Origin of the sequence: Streptomyces sp. NPDC053750 (assembly GCF_044544295.1) — a bacterium.
Taxonomy (GTDB): domain Bacteria; phylum Actinomycetota; class Actinomycetes; order Streptomycetales; family Streptomycetaceae; genus Streptomyces.
On sequence record NZ_JBITXB010000008.1, the window covers coordinates 91,416 to 106,056 of the forward strand.

A 14,641-nucleotide genomic window follows, 5' to 3' on the forward strand; every position below is an offset into this window, starting at 1 on the left:
GCCGGGTTTGTCCCTGCATGAGGGTTACCGTGCCCGCATGCAGACGAACACTCCGCGCCGGAGACCGAGGAGCAACAGGAGAACGATTCGACTGACGCGCCGGGGGCGCATCGCCCTGCTCGTGACCGGCGCCGTCGTCGCGGGTACCGCCGTGGCGGTGCCGCTGCTGATGACGGACGACGAGGGTGACTCCCGCCCCACGTCCCTGGTGATCCCCGAGGGCCGGCGCGCGACCCAGGTCTACGAAGCCATCGACAAGATCCTGGCCCTGCCCGCCGACACCACCAAGAAGTCCCTGGCCCAGGCCCACCTCGAGCTGCCCGACGACGCCGAGGGCAACCCCGAGGGCTATCTCCTCCCCGGGACCTACCCGCTGGGCGAGAACCCGACCCCGGAGAAGCTGCTCACGGCCATGGTCGACAAGGCGAACCGGAAGTTCACCGGCGCGCCGATCGCCGCGGGCGCCCAGCGCAACGCGCTCAACGTCTACCAGGCGGTCACCATCGCCAGCATCGTGCAGGCCGAGGCCGCCACCAAGGACGACATGGGCAAGGTGGCCCGGGTGATCTTCAACCGGCTGGAACGCGGTATGCCGCTGCACATGGACTCCCCCCTCAACTACGCCCTGGGCCGCCCCGCCGTGAAGGCCACCACCGAGGACACACGGATCGACAGCCCCTACAACTCGTACCAGCGCATGGGTCTGCCGCCCACACCCATCGGCAACCCGGGCGAGGAGGCGATGCGCGCCGCGATCAACCCGACCCCGGGCGACTGGCTGTACTTCGTCACGGTCAAGCGGGGCGACACCCGCTTCACCGCCGACTACGCCGAACACCAGGCCAACGTGGCCGAGTTCAACCGCATCGAGCAGAGCGCCTCGGCCGAGGCCGCGGCGAAGTGACCCGCGGGGCGTCACACGGCGGCCGACTCCTCCTCGGCCAGCAGCCGCCTGATGTCCCGCACGGCGGCGCGCCCGGCCCGGTTGGCGCCGATGGTGCTGGCCGACGGCCCGTAGCCGACGAGATGGATGCGCGGGTCGGCGACCGCGCGCGTCCCCTCGATCCGGATTCCGCCGCCCGCCTCCCGCAGTCGCAGCGGCGCCAGATGGTCGACGGCGGGCCGGAAGCCGGTGGCCCACAGGATGACGTCGGCGGCCACCTGCCGTCCGTCGTCCCACTCGACCCCCTCGGGCGTGATCCGGTCGAACATCGGCTGCCGGTCCAGCACGCCCGACTCCAGGCCCGCCCGGATCGCGTCGTTCAGCGGCAGCCCGGTCACCGACACCACGCTCCTGGGCGGCAGCCCCCGGCGCACCCGCTCCTCCACGAGCGCCACCGCGGCCCGGCCCGCGTCCTCGTCGAAGGGCCCCTCGCGGAAGACGGGCGGCCGCCGGGTCACCCACGTGGTCGCCGCGGCGTACGGGGCGAGCTCCAGCAGATGCTGCGTCCCCGAGGCACCCCCGCCCACCACGACCACGAGCTGCCCGGCGAACTCCTCGGGGCCGGCGTACTGCGCGGTGTGCAGCTGCCGTCCCCGGAAGGTCTCCTGACCCGGGTAGCGCGGCCAGAAGGGCCGGTCCCAGGTGCCGGTCGCGTTGATCAGCGCCCGCGTCGACCAGACCCCGGCCGACGTCTCGACGAGCAGCCGCCCGCCCGCCCCCTCGCGCACCGCACGGACGTCGACGGGCCGCCGCACCCTCAGATCGAAGGCCCGCTCGTACGCCGCGAAGTACGCGCCGACCACCTCGGCGGAGGGCCGCTCCGGATCCGCGCCGGTCAGCTCCATGCCCGGCAGGGAGTGCATCCCGTGCACCTTGCCGTACGTCAGCGACGGCCAGCGGAACTGCCAGGCACCGCCCGGCCCGGGGGAGTGGTCGAGCACCACGAAGTCGCGCTCCGGCTCGAACCCCGTGCGCCGCAGGTGATGGGCCGCGGCGAGCCCCGCCTGACCGGCACCGATGACGACGACCTCGACCTCGCGTGTGTTGTTCACGTTTCTACCAACGGCGCAGGGTGCGCCGATCTTCCCCCGCACGACCGGCGACGACCAGCGCCCCGCGTTCCCGCCCCCGGCCCGCCGGGTACGTCAGGATGGGAGACATGCCCGATGCCTTCACCACCCGAGTCCTGAACCTCGCCACCGGTTCCGCCGAGCGGGTCGCCGACATCACCGGTGACTGCGAGTCCTTCCTGCGCGAGGCGGCGGCCGGCCGCGACGGCCTCCTGAACATCTTCGTCCCGCACGCCACCGCGGGAATCGCCATCATCGAGACGGGCGCCGGCAGCGACGACGACCTGCTGGCCGCCCTGCACACCCTGCTCCCCGCCGACGACCGCTGGCAGCACCGCCACGGCAGCCCCGGCCACGGCCGCGACCACGTCCTGCCCGCCTTCGTACCCCCGCACGCGACGCTGCCGGTGATCGGCGGGCAGCTGGAACTCGGAACCTGGCAGTCGGTGTGCCTGGTGGACACCAACAAGGACAACCCCGACCGCCGGGTCCGGCTGAGCTTCCTGGGCTGAGCAAGATCGTCCTGAGTGTGGCCGCTGATTCTCCGTACCCTGCGTGTTCGAAACAGAGAAGTCTTGCGCGGTACGGACCTGAACATGATCGAACGCCCCCTACGACGGATGCGGTAAGTGCCTGCTCGGCGTGCGACGGCTGTCGCCGGATGACACTCGCCACGTCGTCGCCGGAGCGGCAACGCGAGGACGTGCTGACCGCCGCCGCATCTGTCGGGGGCCACATCATCGGCTGGGCCGACGATTGGGAGGTGCCCGGCGCCACCGACCCGATGACCCGGCCGAAACCGGGACCGTGGCTTCGCGACGAGAAGGGTCCGTACGACGGGTTGGTTTCCTCAGCCGTGGACCGGCTCGGCCGCAACGTCGTGGACTGCCTGAACACCGGCTACAAGGTGCGTGACGAAGGGAAGCTGCTCGTCAGCTAGGGCATGACGGTCCGTGGGATCTGGATGACCAGGTTGACGAGAACCGCTTCACCGTAGAGGCTCGGGACGCGCAGATGGAACCGCGGGCCATCCAGCGCCGAAACCACACCGCTACGCAATCCGAACCCGCGCGTGTGGTTGAGTCTTCTGGGGTGCGGCGGGCTGGAGCCGCTTCGAGGCGGACGCCCAGAGCCGGTGTCGATCACTGTCCTTCGTTGACCAGCCGGGCCAATTGCGCCTCCAGGCCGCTGAGGCCCGTCTTCTCAGCGCCGCTGCGGAGCCGGGACAATTGGGGGACCGTCAAGCGCAATTGGCGGGCCAGGCGAGCGATGAGTTCCTCCGCTTCCTGCTGAGTGACCTGTCGGCGTGATCCCATACGCTGGTCCAGGCGGTGAAGAAGAGCGAGCTTGCGTGGTGTTTCCTCCGGGCACCACACGCGGAAGAAGCGGCTGCCCGCCATGCGGTAGCTGCCGATACGGGACACCGGGATCCCCTTCTCGCCGAAGGCGTCGGCGGGCAGTGAGACCGACCAGGTGCCGTCGGCGTCCTGTTCCGGGGCGACTGTGTCGAGGCCCTGATCGCGGAGCCACTTCCGGGCGGACCGCAGGACGCGCTCGTCCGCCTCCTCGGCCATCTCCTCGTTGTCGAGAGCATTGGTCAGCTCCGGAGCACGGGAGCAGAGCTCGCTGAGTTCCGGGTCATGCGCGGTCCCCGCCTCTGCCTGGCCGTAGACCAGGAGCCCTTCCCGCCCGCGCACCAGGTAGACCGGCAGGAAGACGAGCGTCTCGTTCAGGCTCTCCAGCGCGTCCAGGGCTACGGGCAGATTGAATCGCGCCCGGTCCTTGCGGTCCTTGAGGCGGTCCAGAGCTGAGCGGTCGAAGCCGGACGTCACCTGGATGGGGGCGAAGCGTGGGTAGTGGTCGCTTCGTGTTGCCCTTGCCAGTTCGTCGGCAGTCAGCAGGGTCACGACCTCGTCGTCGTAGTGAGCCCGGGTCAGCGGGGTGCAGCTCAGTGCCTCGAAGTACAATTTGCGGCGGTCCTGCCGGGTGACCACGTAGCGGATGTCGTCGTCCACGGAGCGCTGCCCCAGCTGCGTCAGGGACAGCCGGCCTCCGGGCTCCTCCCGCAGGTGACCGATCGCGGTCAGGAAGCGCACGGCCTGCGCGACCAGTGCGCGGTCCAGGGCGAAGAACGCGGTGAGTTCGTCCACGGTGTGCAACGCGCCGTGCCGCAGCCCGCGCTCCAGGAAGCGGTCGATGAGGAAGAAGTCCTCGCCCTCGGTGATGTCGGCGCGGATCTCAACCTGCCAGACTGGCAACAGTAGAGCGTAGAGCCGGGTGGGCACGATGCCCTGGCCGAACGCGGCGTCCTCCAGGACTCGCTCTTCGGGGAAGTTCATCAGGCGGGGAGCAGCCGTCACGCCCGGCCTCCTTCCGCGTACCGATCGGCTTCGCCCGCGTCTGGGGCGGCTTCGTCGAGGGCCTTCATGACGTCCCGGTAGTCCCGCAGGTCGCCGCGGTCGAGCAGATGCTGATGTAGGGCGTCGATGAGCATGCGGAAGCCGGGATCGTTCGCACGGATCAGCGTGCTCAGGTCGCCCGTGAGGATCAGTTGGCTCTTGGCGCGAGTGAAGGCGACGTTGGCGCGGCGCAGCTCCTTGAGGAAGCCGATTCGTCCTTCCGGGTTGCTGCGTGTGAAGCCGTACAGGACGACGTCGCGCTCCCCGCCCTGGTAGGAGTCGACGCTGCCGACCGAGGCATCCGCAAGCTGGGAATCACCGATCAGCGGGGTCAGGTGGCGGACGACCTCCGCACGCTGCGCGAGGTAGGGGACGATCACCACCCACTCGGAGCCCCGGCGGTGGTAGAAGGCGGCGAGCCTGGCCAGGAGACGCGCTTCACAGGTGTTGAAGGGGCCCTTGCGGCCGCGACCCTCGGCACGACGGTCCCCCGACTCGCGACGTACGCGGTCGGGCAGCGCGGCTGTGTCGACGAAGGCCATGGGGCTGGCGAACAAGGGGTCGGTGTGCTGGTGGTCCTTCTCGGTGAGCAGTTCTCCCCGGTAGAAGGCGGTCGAGATGAAGTCGGCGATCTCGGCGGGCATCCGGCGCTGGCGGGTCAGCTGCACGACGTGGGAGGACGGCAGTCCGGCACGCAGGCGTTCCAAGGCGCTCTGTGACATCAGCCGGACCAGTTCGGGGTCGCCGATGCCCTGGGCCCACTCGTCCACCTCGGGGTCGCGGAAGGGCGGCAGTTGCTGGTCGTCACCGACCAGAACGCCGCGGCGAACCCGGGTCAGCGGCACCAGCGTGTCCGCGACGCCGATCTGGCCGGCCTCGTCGACGATTCCCAAGTCGAAGTCGACCCCGGACAGTTCGGCGCGGGATGCGGCGCCAATGCAAGTAGCGCCCACCACTTGGGCGTAGCGGACGAGTTCGGGCACCAGCTGGCCCGGATCCTGGCCGATGGCGGCCTGCCACTGCCGGGTGAGTTCCTCGCGTTGGGAGAGGAACGGCAGCCACGCCTCCAGCTGCCGATGCAGTGTGTGCAGCTCGGCTGCCGCATCGGCCGGATCCGGCAGCCGAGCGGGCGCGGGCATGGCCGGCACGACCGCGCCCAGCGCCTGGACGGCTATGTCGGCGGCCTCATAGGCAGATCGAAGGCTCTCGCCGATCCGGCGTTCTGCTTTCTGAAGTGTGGCCCGGGCCGTGCTGACGGTAGCTCCCTCGCGGACTGCACGCTCCGCCTCAATGCCTGCCGCTTCCGCCTGCCGGCGCAATTCGGGTCCCAGTGCCGTGAGCCGTTGAATCTCGGCGCCCACCGTGGTGAGCTCTTCGTCCCGGCGACGGGCCCGGCGGCGGTGCAGCCGACCGGTGAAGAGGGCGTTGGAGCGCAGCCGAGCGGACTGTGCCTTCTCCTGGAGCCACGAGGCACGCTCGATCAGTGACTGCAGGGCCGTCTCCCTTCCCCGCTCCTCGTGCTGGAGTGCCGCCAACTGCGCCTGGGCCGGTGCGGCGGCCGCTTGGATCGCATCCTGCAGACGCAGGGCCGCGACCTTCGCTTCCTGGACCAGGCCGTCGACCTGGTGGACTCGAGCGGCGAGCTCGGCTGTCCACGGGGCGACGGCCGCTGCCTCTCGGTAGGCCTGGGTGCGCTGGGCCATGGCATGTTGGATGCCTTCGCAGAGGTTCTCCGACTGTTCCTCCAGGAGCAGCGGTTTGACATCGGCGTGGACCTTGCTCTCGTCTCCGACTCGGATCACCACGAGATCCCGTGGCAGCCGCGCCAGTACGTTGTCCACGGCGCGATTGGTGTGGGAGGTGACGAGGACACGGCCGCTTCCGGCGGCGGCCGTCGTCGCGGTGGTGTGGGCGATCTCGGTGATGGTGCGGGTCTTGCCGGTGCCGGGCGGGCCGAGCACCACCAACAGGTCCTCGGTGGTTAACGCCTTGCGAAACGCCTCGAGTTGTTCGGGGTCAAGGCTCGTGCGGCTGCGCGGTGGTAGCCGGGATCGTGCGCACGTGGTGCTCGACCACTGCCGGTAGGAGGCCCGCGTTCCTGGCGCCCCACGTGCGAAGGCTTGCAACGGCCTGTCGCTGTTTGTTGAAGATCACGTTGCTCGGGATGAGTTCCAGAGCACCGCGTGCCGGCAGCCGCTCCCACGACACGGGCTGATCGAAGCGGACGGTGACGGAACTACCGGCCGCCCGGTTCACTTTCCCACGGGTCTCCGTGTCGCCCTGTAAGCGGACGATGGCGCCGGTCGGCGGCAACTCCCGCCCAATGAGATGGAATTCGTAGACCGACTGCGGAGCGCTGCTGCGCTTGCCGCCGGTGGTCGTGAGGCGTTGATACGGGAATGGGGCGGCCTCGCGCTCTTCCCGGGTGGTGATCTCCTCGGTCGCGTCGATCAGCCGGTCCACCGTCTCGAGGAACTCCGACTGGGCTTCGCTGAAGGAAGGAGTTTCCCGCTGCTGCCGCTGTGCCTGGCCGAGACTCCGCCAGGCCTGTTCAAGGTCCTGCCACTGGGCGTCCGAGCCTTCGGGTACGGCCCTCAGCTCGAACACCATCCGCCAGGCAGGCGGGCGCACCAGGAGACAGGATCGGGCGAGGCGCGCGTGGTCGGCGAGACGCAGCGGATCGATGTGCTTGACGAAGTAGCCGGTGCCTCGGTTCGTGACCTCCAGGCGCACGCGATACGCACGTGTGTGAACCAGCAAGGACGGTTTGTACTTGCCGTTCGCCGGGCTGACGCTCACCGCGGCGCCGCCTTCGAGCTCGTTCAGATCGTGGACGATCTGCGAGACGTCGGGTGGCAGACCAGCGCTGGATTCGGCCTTTTTGCGGAGCTGGTCGTCAAGGCCGAGCCCCGGTACTAGCACCAGGGGAGCGCGCAAGGCGATGGTGGCGACGGACATAGGCGACGCTCCTCAGCGCTGGGGCGGCGGGACGGACGTCAGCTCGCCTGCAGCGGTGCGCAGAGCGAGGCGGAGCGCACGGACACCTGGGCGGGCCCCCGGGTCCTCGCGTAGGGCACCGGCGACCGCGTGGACGAGACTGTCCGGTACGGAGGCCGAGCCGCGGTAGGGAGGCAGCCCGGGCGCGGGTGCGCGGCCGGTCAGCGCCCGATACAGCAGCGCGCCCAACTGGTAGACATCGGTGGCGGGCCCGGGGCGGACGCCGGAGCCGTACCGCTGCTCGGGTGCCTGATAGGGCCCGGGGTTCTCGCCCGGGCGGGGTGGCACGGTGGCGAGACCGAAGTCACGCAGCACCATGCGCGGTCGGTGCATGACGACCGCGGTCGGCCCGAGCGCCCGGTGCGAGAGCCGCTCGACGGCCAGCCGCTCAAGGATCTCGGCCACGTCGGCGAGCCCCTTCACGATGGTCCACAGGCGCAGCCGGTCCGTCGGCGCCGGCGGTTCGGGCAGCAGTTCGTGGAGGGTCCCCGGCGGGCGGCCGAGCTTCGGGTCACCCGGCCAGGCCAGGGCGAGCGTGGCGGTGTTCCGGCCACGGGTCAGCTGCACGACATCGGGGCCGCGCAAGGCACGGCACAGTCCGGCTTCCTGTTCGAGTGTGGCCAGGGGGTCGAAGTGGCCCGGGCCGGGCAGAGACCGAGTCCACTCGACTTGGCGCAGCCAGGCGTAGGAGTCGCGGGTATCCCCGTCGGACACCACACGTGCCACCGCCTGACGTCGTAGCACGTCGCCGTCCCGCGACTCCATAAGGAGGTCACCGGGGCCCTCGTAGAGCAGGTATTCCCGTCCCTCGACCTCGACGACGGGCCGACTGCTCCAGGCCGCCGGGCCGGAGGCGCGGTCGGGGCCGGACACCACGACGACGGCGGGGGCCGGAGGCCGCTCTCGGGCCGGTCGCGCGGCGGGGCGCAGGTCGCGCAGTACCCGCAGCGCGAAGGCGGCGGCATGCCGCGCCGCGGTCTCCTGGGAGCCCTCAGCATCGTATGTGGCTTTGTCCGGGTCGGCGAAGTCGCTGATGCCGCGGATGGAGAGGGCTCGCACGGTGCGGTTCATCCTGGCTGCGTGGGTGACGCCGTGGCTCTCCATGTCGACGGCCGCGGCGTCGTTGTAGTGCCGGCGGATCCGTCGGAATGTCCCGGAGTCACGGAAGCCGAGCAGTACATCACCCGAAGCGATCGGCTCGAAGTGGACCCGCGGCGGAGTGGCGGGTCGCACATCCGGGGGGAGGAAGACCCATGGCTCGTTGCGTCGTGCGGAGCGCACCAACTGGTCCACGTCGTATGTCGGCTCCCAGACGTCGGGCCGGGCGGCGAACCCGTCCGCGCTCTCACGTCCGCCGTGATAGCCGTAGACCTTCCTGGCGACGACGACGTCACCGAGGCGGACATCGTCCTTGAGTCCACCGGCGACGCCGACGAAGAGCACAGCCTCGGCGTCGAAGTACTCGATCGTGGACTGCGTGACGAGGGCGGCACGGGTGTTGGTGGGGCCCGTCTCGGCGAGCGCCACATCCCAGTCGAGGCCTGATATTTGGCCGACGTCGACGAGGGTGCCCTGCGGCAGCTTGTCCTCGCGGACGTCCTCCAGGTGCCGGCGCACTGCCTCGTACTCCACCTGCAGGGCAGTGAGCACGACCACGATGGGCCGCTGCCTTCTCGCTCCCCCCAACGGAACCCCTCACCTTCACGGGATCTGAGACCGGACCTCACGACGCCCGACGGCCATCCCGGCCGGCACGTGAAGTGGCAGGAAGAATCACTCTAGCCCGGACGCCGTGGAGGGCATTCGCCAGCTGGGCAACTGCATCAGCGCATATGAGCGCATATGAACGTTGTGCTACGGACGGCGTGGTACTGGTGTCAGCGTCGCCCCTCAATACGGTCCGCTCCGCCGACAATGAGGACCGAGGCAACACGCACACCGCATCGAGCCCTTGCACTTGCCGTCGACGTGATGTCACGAGATCGCCCCGACAGGCGCCGTACTCGGCCGGGCAGGACAGAGGCCGGACATTTGGTGGTGCGGCGACGGAGAACAGGCATCGGCCAATGGCCGATCGGCGCCCTTGCCGATGCCACGGGCGCTGCTGAGACTGCTCTCACAACAGAGGGAGGGCGTGGGTGGCGGCACGAAACCGACGTCGATCGGCCGCGCGGAAGCGCCGCGAGCAGCGACTCAAGGCGGGCTTGATCGGCGGTGCGGTCTGCGTCGTCTTGCTGGTCGTGTTCTGGCAGGTGATCTGGCCGTACCTGGTCAGCGGGCTTCTGCTCATCGGGGCTGTCGTCGGCGGATGGAGGCTGTGGCGAACGAACCGACTGATTCAGGGACGTGATCACCAGTGGCGTCACGAAGAGGCAGTCAAGGCCGGCCACCGGACGCTGAGCGAGGTGGACGTGATGTCGGGGGGAGAGTTCGAGGACTTCGTTGTGGACCTGTGCCGACGCGATGGTTGCACCGAGGTTCGCCGGGTGGGTGGCTCGCACGACGATGGCGCGGACGTGCTGGGGCATCTGCCGGATGGTCGGAGCATGGTGATTCAGTGCAAGCGCTACTCTCCGAAGAGCAGGATCCCCAGCCGTGAGGTCCGAGACCTTCTGGGTGCCAGGGTGCACTTCAAGGCGGATGTCGCAATATTTGTGACGACAACGTACTTCACCGGACCGTCTGAGCGGACCGCGGTGCAGAACGGTGTTGTCGCGGTCCACCGGGACCACCTCGGTATGTGGAACAGCGGCGCGTCTCTTCTGTCGCTCAACGAGGTGAACGGGGTGGGGCAGGGAGACCGTAGGCATCGCGTTCGCTGGAAGGAGACGTACGAGTAGGACGACGTTGCCTGCAACGGGAACGCGTCGTCGCCGGTCGGCCTCTGCCGTGGAACTCCGGTGTCGTCGAAGGCCATGTCAACCGCATCAAGATGATGCAAGCGTCAGTTGCCCGGCTGTGCAGGATTCAAACCCCTCTGCGAACCTGTCCTGTTGGTGTGATCGAGCGCCACCACAACGCAGGAAGTGGACCAGAGCTCGAAGTTCAATCGCAGGCCCAGGAAGCAAGTGATCACTGTTGCGGCGCGGGGCGGCGTGCCGAAGGCCTACTTTCGTCACCTGGCGCACAACCTTCGCGTCGACCATCGGACGCGGCCGTTGGTCCGGAGTAGCGTCTTGCGCGTCTGAGTAGGGTCGGGGTTGTCCTTGCGGAGGTTGGCGGACACCAACAGGGACAATGCCAACCGTCAGGTCCGTCTGAGCTTCCTCGGCTGATGGGTCTGACGGAACTGTAGCGGCGAATCCCGGCCGCACGGCATACCTCTTGGCCCGCGCGTGGGGGAGCGGGTCGGCTCCCAGCGAGACTTGACCCACGGCTTTCTTGTGACCGCCGATGCCGAGAAAGCCGACCCGGACTTCAGGATCGCGTTCGCGCGACGCAGTTCCTACACCTCGCGTTCCAGCTCGGCGATCCGTGCCGCCTCCACGCTCGTGGTGCCTCACACAGACCTTCGTCGGTCTCGGCCCGCTTCACCCACGTCCGCAGGGCCTCGGGTGCACGTCGAGCTGCTCGGCGATCCGCCGGATCGCACTCGCCCGGCCGACCGGGTCCAGACGGGCCTCGACCGCCATCCGCGTCGCACGCTCACGCAGTTCGTCGGAGTACTACCTCGGCCCAGGCATGAACAGCATCCTTCCGGGTCTTCGATGTCTCCATCGAACCAGGACGGTTCACTTCCCGTCGCTGCCCTTGACGGCGCGCGTGTTCACGCACTGATCCCCGGAATCCTGCGATGCGGACGTACCGCCGCCCGGGCATGCACGGGCCCGACCGTTGTCAGTGCCGAGGTCTAACGTGATCGGTAACTGCTCATGAGGTCCCCGTGCAACGGGTGACGGGGAGGAACAGCGCCATGCACCAGGAAATTGTTGACGAGGACCGGTTCGAGATGCCCGCCGCCTGGCTGCGAGCCCTGCCCGCGCCCCGAGCCGCCGCGAAGCCGGCCGAGGACGCGGTGGAGAAGGCCGCTCGCCGCTACGCGCAGGAGGCGGCCTGGTTCGAGGGGATGTTCTCCTCCTCCGGCAGCGACCCGGAGCTGGTGAAGGCGGGCCGGGCCCACCGGGAGGGGAGCCCCTCTCCGCTCGGAGCCGCCGTGGAGATCGCCGTCGGCTGGCACTACACCATGGTGGACGTGCTCGTCGACGCCTGCGTGACCGAACACGGCCTGCCGTTCGCCGCCCGTGCCGTCGTTGAGCTGGGATGTGTCAACCCCCATTACAAGCAGTCGGGTTCCCGACGGTACGACGCGGCGCTGCGCAGAGTGACCGGTTACCAGACCTACTACGTGTGGGAGACCGCCGCACGTGTCCGGGACCTGCTCGCGGCGGTGGACGAGGAGACCCGACGGCGGACCGTCGAGGCCCTCGCCGGCCTCCGGGACAGCGTCGAGCGCCGCATCGTGGTCTCCTACCTGGTACCCGAGGAGCATGCCTGGGTCGACGAGTGCTGCGACGGCCCGATATCGAACGACTCCGCCCTGCGGCGCATGCTCCTTCTCTCCCTGTACCGGCCGGAGCAGATCGCCCGCATCGGCGAAGGAGGACGACTCGGATGGAACGGCTGGAAACTCCCACTGTTCGCCACCCTCGCGAACCGGCTCGGTCCCGCCGTCGGGTCGCTGCTGGAGGACGCGTTCGACGGAGCCTACGGATCCGACGGACACCGGGACGTCGCGGGCTGGGCCGCCGAACTGCCTACCGACGACGCCTTCCGCCTGCTCCTGAAGAAGGGCGGCGACCGCAATGTCCGCCCCGCCCTGCTCGATGCCATGAACCGCTACCCGCGGCGCGCCCTGCGACTGCTCTCCGCCGCCGCGGCGGGCGACAGCGAACAGGCGTCCCTCTCCCGGATGCTGCTGCCCTTGAACGTGGTGACCCACCCGGAGCTCACAAAGGAGACGTTGCCCGCCCTGCCCGAGGCGTCCGCAGCCGTCGTCGCCCCGCTGCTGAAGCGAGGCGAACGGGACGCAGAAGCGCCTGCGGAGGCGCTCCCCGCCCTGCTGGTCGCCCCGCCGTGGACCCGGAAGCGCACCAGCCGCAAGGCCCGGGTGGCCCGCGACGTCCCCGGGGTGCCGCAGGCCGAGGTGGTCTGGAAGCCCGGGGAGCAGAAGGCCTGGGCGGCCACCGTCGTTGCCGAAACCCCCTGGTGGCGCGAGCACGACTGGTCCCGCGAGATCCAGCGGATGCAGCAGGGGACATGGCGGGGCAACATCCACGCCGCCCGCCTCTTCGTCACCGGCCCCGAGGACGTCGTACGTCCACTGCTCGACGCCTTCGCCCCCGAGCGCGTCTGGGACACCGAGAGCCACCTCAGGCCCGTCGCCGCCCGCCACGGCCTGCACGCCCTGCCGATGCTGAGCCGGCTCGCCGCCCGCTACCCGGCCACCGCCTGTGGCCTGCTGCTGCCCTACCGCAGCGTCGAGGTGGCCCGGCAGATGGCCGAGTGGCTGGTGCGCCGCCAGTCGCTGAGGCCCACGGTTCTCGCCTGGCTCCGCCGCCACGGCCGGGCCGCGGCCGCCTTCCTCGTTCCCGACGCCGTCGGCCCGGCGGGCATGCCCCGCACCCACGCCGAACACGCCCTGCGGCAACTTGCCGCAGAGGTGGGCGCCGAGGCCGTGCGGGAGATCGCCGCCGGCTGCGGCGCCGAGGCCGCGGAGATCGTCGCCGACCTCCTCGCCGGCGATCCGCTGGAGGCCGCCCTCCCGGCGAGGATGCCGTCCCCCTGTACCTGGGCCGACCCCGCCCTGCTCCCGCAGATCCGGCTCACCGGCGGCCGCGGCGCCCTGCCCGCCGACGCCGTCCGCCACCTGACGACCATGCTGCAGATCTCCAAGCCCGGTGACGTCTACCCCGGCCTCGCCATCGTCACCGAGCAGTGCGACGCCGGCTCCCTCGCGGAGTTCGCCTGGACCCTCTTCGAGACGTGGCGGTTCCACGGCATGCCGGCCAAGGACAGCTGGGCCCTCCACGCCCTCGGCCTCCTCGGCGACGACGAGACCGTCCGCCGTCTCACCCCCGTCGTGCGTGCCTGGCCCGGTGAGAACGCCCACCACCGGGCCGTCGAGGGCCTCACCGTCCTCGCTGCGATCGGCACCGACACCGCCCTGCGCCATCTGCACGGCATCTCCCAGCGGGTGCCGTTCAAGGCCCTCAAGAAGCGCGCCCGGGAGAAGATCGACGAGGTCGCCGAAGGACTCGGCCTCACCACCGACCAGCTCGCCGACCGTCTGGTCCCCGACCTCGGCCTCGCCGACGACGGCAGCACCGTCATCGACTACGGCCCGCGCCGCTTCACCGTCACCTTCGACGAACAGCTCCGCCCCTGTGTCCGCGACGAGACCGGCAAGCTCCGCAAGGCGCTGCCGGCCCCGGGCGTCAAGGACGACCCGGAACTTGCACCCGCCGAGCGCAAGCGGTTCGCCGCCCTCAAGAAGGAGGTCCGGACCATTGCCTCCGACCAGCTGCGCCGCCTGGAGGCCGCCATGGTCACCGGCCGCTCCTGGACCGCCGCCGAGTTCCGCGAACTGCTCGTCGAACACCCCCTGCTGCGCCACTTGGTGCGCCGCCTGGTCTGGCTCGGCGACTGCGACGGTGACGGTGACCGCATGGTGACCGCGTTCCGTGTCGCCGAGGACCTCACCCTCGCCGACGTCCACGACGACGCATGGACCCTTCCCTCCGACGCCACCGTGCGCCTCGCCCACCCCCTCCGTCTGGGAGACGAACTCGAGGCCTGGGCCGACCTCTTCGCCGACTACGAGATCCTCCAGCCCTTCCCGCAGCTCGGGCGCCCCGTGCACGCCTTCACCGACAAGGAGGCCACCAGCCACCGGCTGACCCGCTTCGAGGGCGTCACCGTCCCCGTCGGCAAACTCCTCGGCCTCACCAAGCGCGGCTGGGAACGCGGCACGCCCGAGGACAACGGCGTGGAACGCTGGTTCTCCCGCCCGATCACCCGCGACCGCCACCTCGTCATCGCCCTCGACGAAGGCATCGCCGTCGGCATGGTCGAGGAGTTCCCCGACCAGACCCTCGAGGCCATCTGGATCGACACCGCCCCCGGCGACTACTGGCCCAACCACGCGTACCCGCACCGCCTCGGCGAGATCGACCCCGTCATCGCCTCCGAGATCCTCGCCGACCTGACCGACATCACCGCCAAGTGAGCGCCGC

The 14,641-nt window shown here is 69.9% G+C and carries 10 protein-coding genes; 5 read left to right on the forward strand and 5 right to left on the reverse strand.

The window, feature by feature from the left end; translation table 11 throughout:
- Positions 1 to 37 precede the first annotated feature (37 nt).
- On the forward strand, positions 38 to 904 hold the full coding sequence (gene mltG, locus ACIGO6_RS23335; RefSeq protein ID WP_399879092.1) for an endolytic transglycosylase MltG: 867 nt from the start codon (positions 38 to 40) through the stop codon (positions 902 to 904).
- An 11-nt stretch (positions 905 to 915) separates the two neighbouring features.
- On the opposite strand, the gene ACIGO6_RS23340 is transcribed toward mltG, so the two are convergent.
- Positions 916 to 1,995, reverse strand: coding sequence for an NAD(P)-binding domain-containing protein (locus ACIGO6_RS23340; protein WP_399879094.1), 1,080 nt, complete (start codon positions 1,993 to 1,995; stop codon positions 916 to 918).
- A gap of 107 nt (positions 1,996 to 2,102) precedes the next feature.
- Between ACIGO6_RS23340 and ACIGO6_RS23345 the strand changes: the two genes are divergently transcribed.
- Together ACIGO6_RS23345 and ACIGO6_RS23350 are read left to right on the forward strand one after the other, a co-directional pair.
- Positions 2,103 to 2,525: a YjbQ family protein gene (locus tag ACIGO6_RS23345; RefSeq protein ID WP_399879096.1), complete on the forward strand. Its 423-nt coding sequence runs from the start codon at positions 2,103 to 2,105 to the stop codon at positions 2,523 to 2,525.
- Positions 2,526 to 2,674: 149 nt separating this feature from the next.
- Entirely contained in the window at positions 2,675 to 2,953 is a 279-nt protein-coding gene (locus ACIGO6_RS23350; protein WP_399879097.1) for a recombinase family protein, read from the forward strand.
- A 202-nt stretch (positions 2,954 to 3,155) separates the two neighbouring features.
- On the opposite strand, the gene ACIGO6_RS23355 is transcribed toward ACIGO6_RS23350, so the two are convergent.
- Genes ACIGO6_RS23355 through ACIGO6_RS23370 form a run of 4 tightly spaced genes read right to left on the reverse strand, consistent with a single transcriptional unit; the run spans position 3,156 to position 9,059 of the window.
- Positions 3,156 to 4,373, reverse strand: coding sequence for a hypothetical protein (locus ACIGO6_RS23355; protein WP_399879099.1), 1,218 nt, complete (start codon positions 4,371 to 4,373; stop codon positions 3,156 to 3,158).
- Positions 4,370 to 6,538 carry a DEAD/DEAH box helicase gene (locus ACIGO6_RS23360; protein WP_399879100.1) on the reverse strand — a complete coding sequence of 723 codons (2,169 nt, stop codon included), beginning with the start codon at positions 6,536 to 6,538 and terminating at the stop codon, positions 4,370 to 4,372. Before ACIGO6_RS23360 ends, ACIGO6_RS23355 begins: the two co-directional genes overlap by 4 nt.
- Positions 6,429 to 7,370, reverse strand: a complete 942-nt coding sequence (locus tag ACIGO6_RS23365; RefSeq protein ID WP_399879101.1) for a hypothetical protein — start codon at positions 7,368 to 7,370, stop codon at positions 6,429 to 6,431. Before ACIGO6_RS23365 ends, ACIGO6_RS23360 begins: the two co-directional genes overlap by 110 nt.
- Before the next feature lie 12 nt (positions 7,371 to 7,382).
- Entirely contained in the window at positions 7,383 to 9,059 is a 1,677-nt protein-coding gene (locus ACIGO6_RS23370; RefSeq protein ID WP_399879103.1) for a hypothetical protein, read from the reverse strand.
- A gap of 488 nt (positions 9,060 to 9,547) precedes the next feature.
- Between ACIGO6_RS23370 and ACIGO6_RS23375 the strand changes: the two genes are divergently transcribed.
- Together ACIGO6_RS23375 and ACIGO6_RS23380 are read left to right on the forward strand one after the other, a co-directional pair.
- Positions 9,548 to 10,249 (forward strand): restriction endonuclease, encoded by a 702-nt coding sequence (locus ACIGO6_RS23375; protein WP_399879105.1) that lies wholly within the window; start codon positions 9,548 to 9,550, stop codon positions 10,247 to 10,249.
- Positions 10,250 to 11,322: 1,073 nt separating this feature from the next.
- The gene (locus tag ACIGO6_RS23380) at positions 11,323 to 14,634 is read left to right on the forward strand and encodes a DUF4132 domain-containing protein (RefSeq protein WP_399879106.1); all 3,312 of its coding nucleotides are present in this window, start codon (positions 11,323 to 11,325) and stop codon (positions 14,632 to 14,634) included.
- The last annotated feature ends 7 nt before the right edge of the window (positions 14,635 to 14,641 follow it).

What these genes read in the sequence shown, in the direction of transcription:
- ACIGO6_RS23350 (WP_399879097.1), top strand. Translation starts at nt 2,675, where the DNA reads ATGACACTCGCCACGTCGTCGCCGGAGCGGCAACGCGAGGACGTGCTG.
- ACIGO6_RS23365 (WP_399879101.1), bottom strand. Translation starts at nt 7,370, where the DNA reads ATGTCCGTCGCCACCATCGCCTTGCGCGCTCCCCTGGTGCTAGTACCG.
- ACIGO6_RS23345 (WP_399879096.1), top strand. Translation starts at nt 2,103, where the DNA reads ATGCCCGATGCCTTCACCACCCGAGTCCTGAACCTCGCCACCGGTTCC.
- mltG (WP_399879092.1), top strand. Translation starts at nt 38, where the DNA reads ATGCAGACGAACACTCCGCGCCGGAGACCGAGGAGCAACAGGAGAACG.
- ACIGO6_RS23380 (WP_399879106.1), top strand. Translation starts at nt 11,323, where the DNA reads ATGCACCAGGAAATTGTTGACGAGGACCGGTTCGAGATGCCCGCCGCC.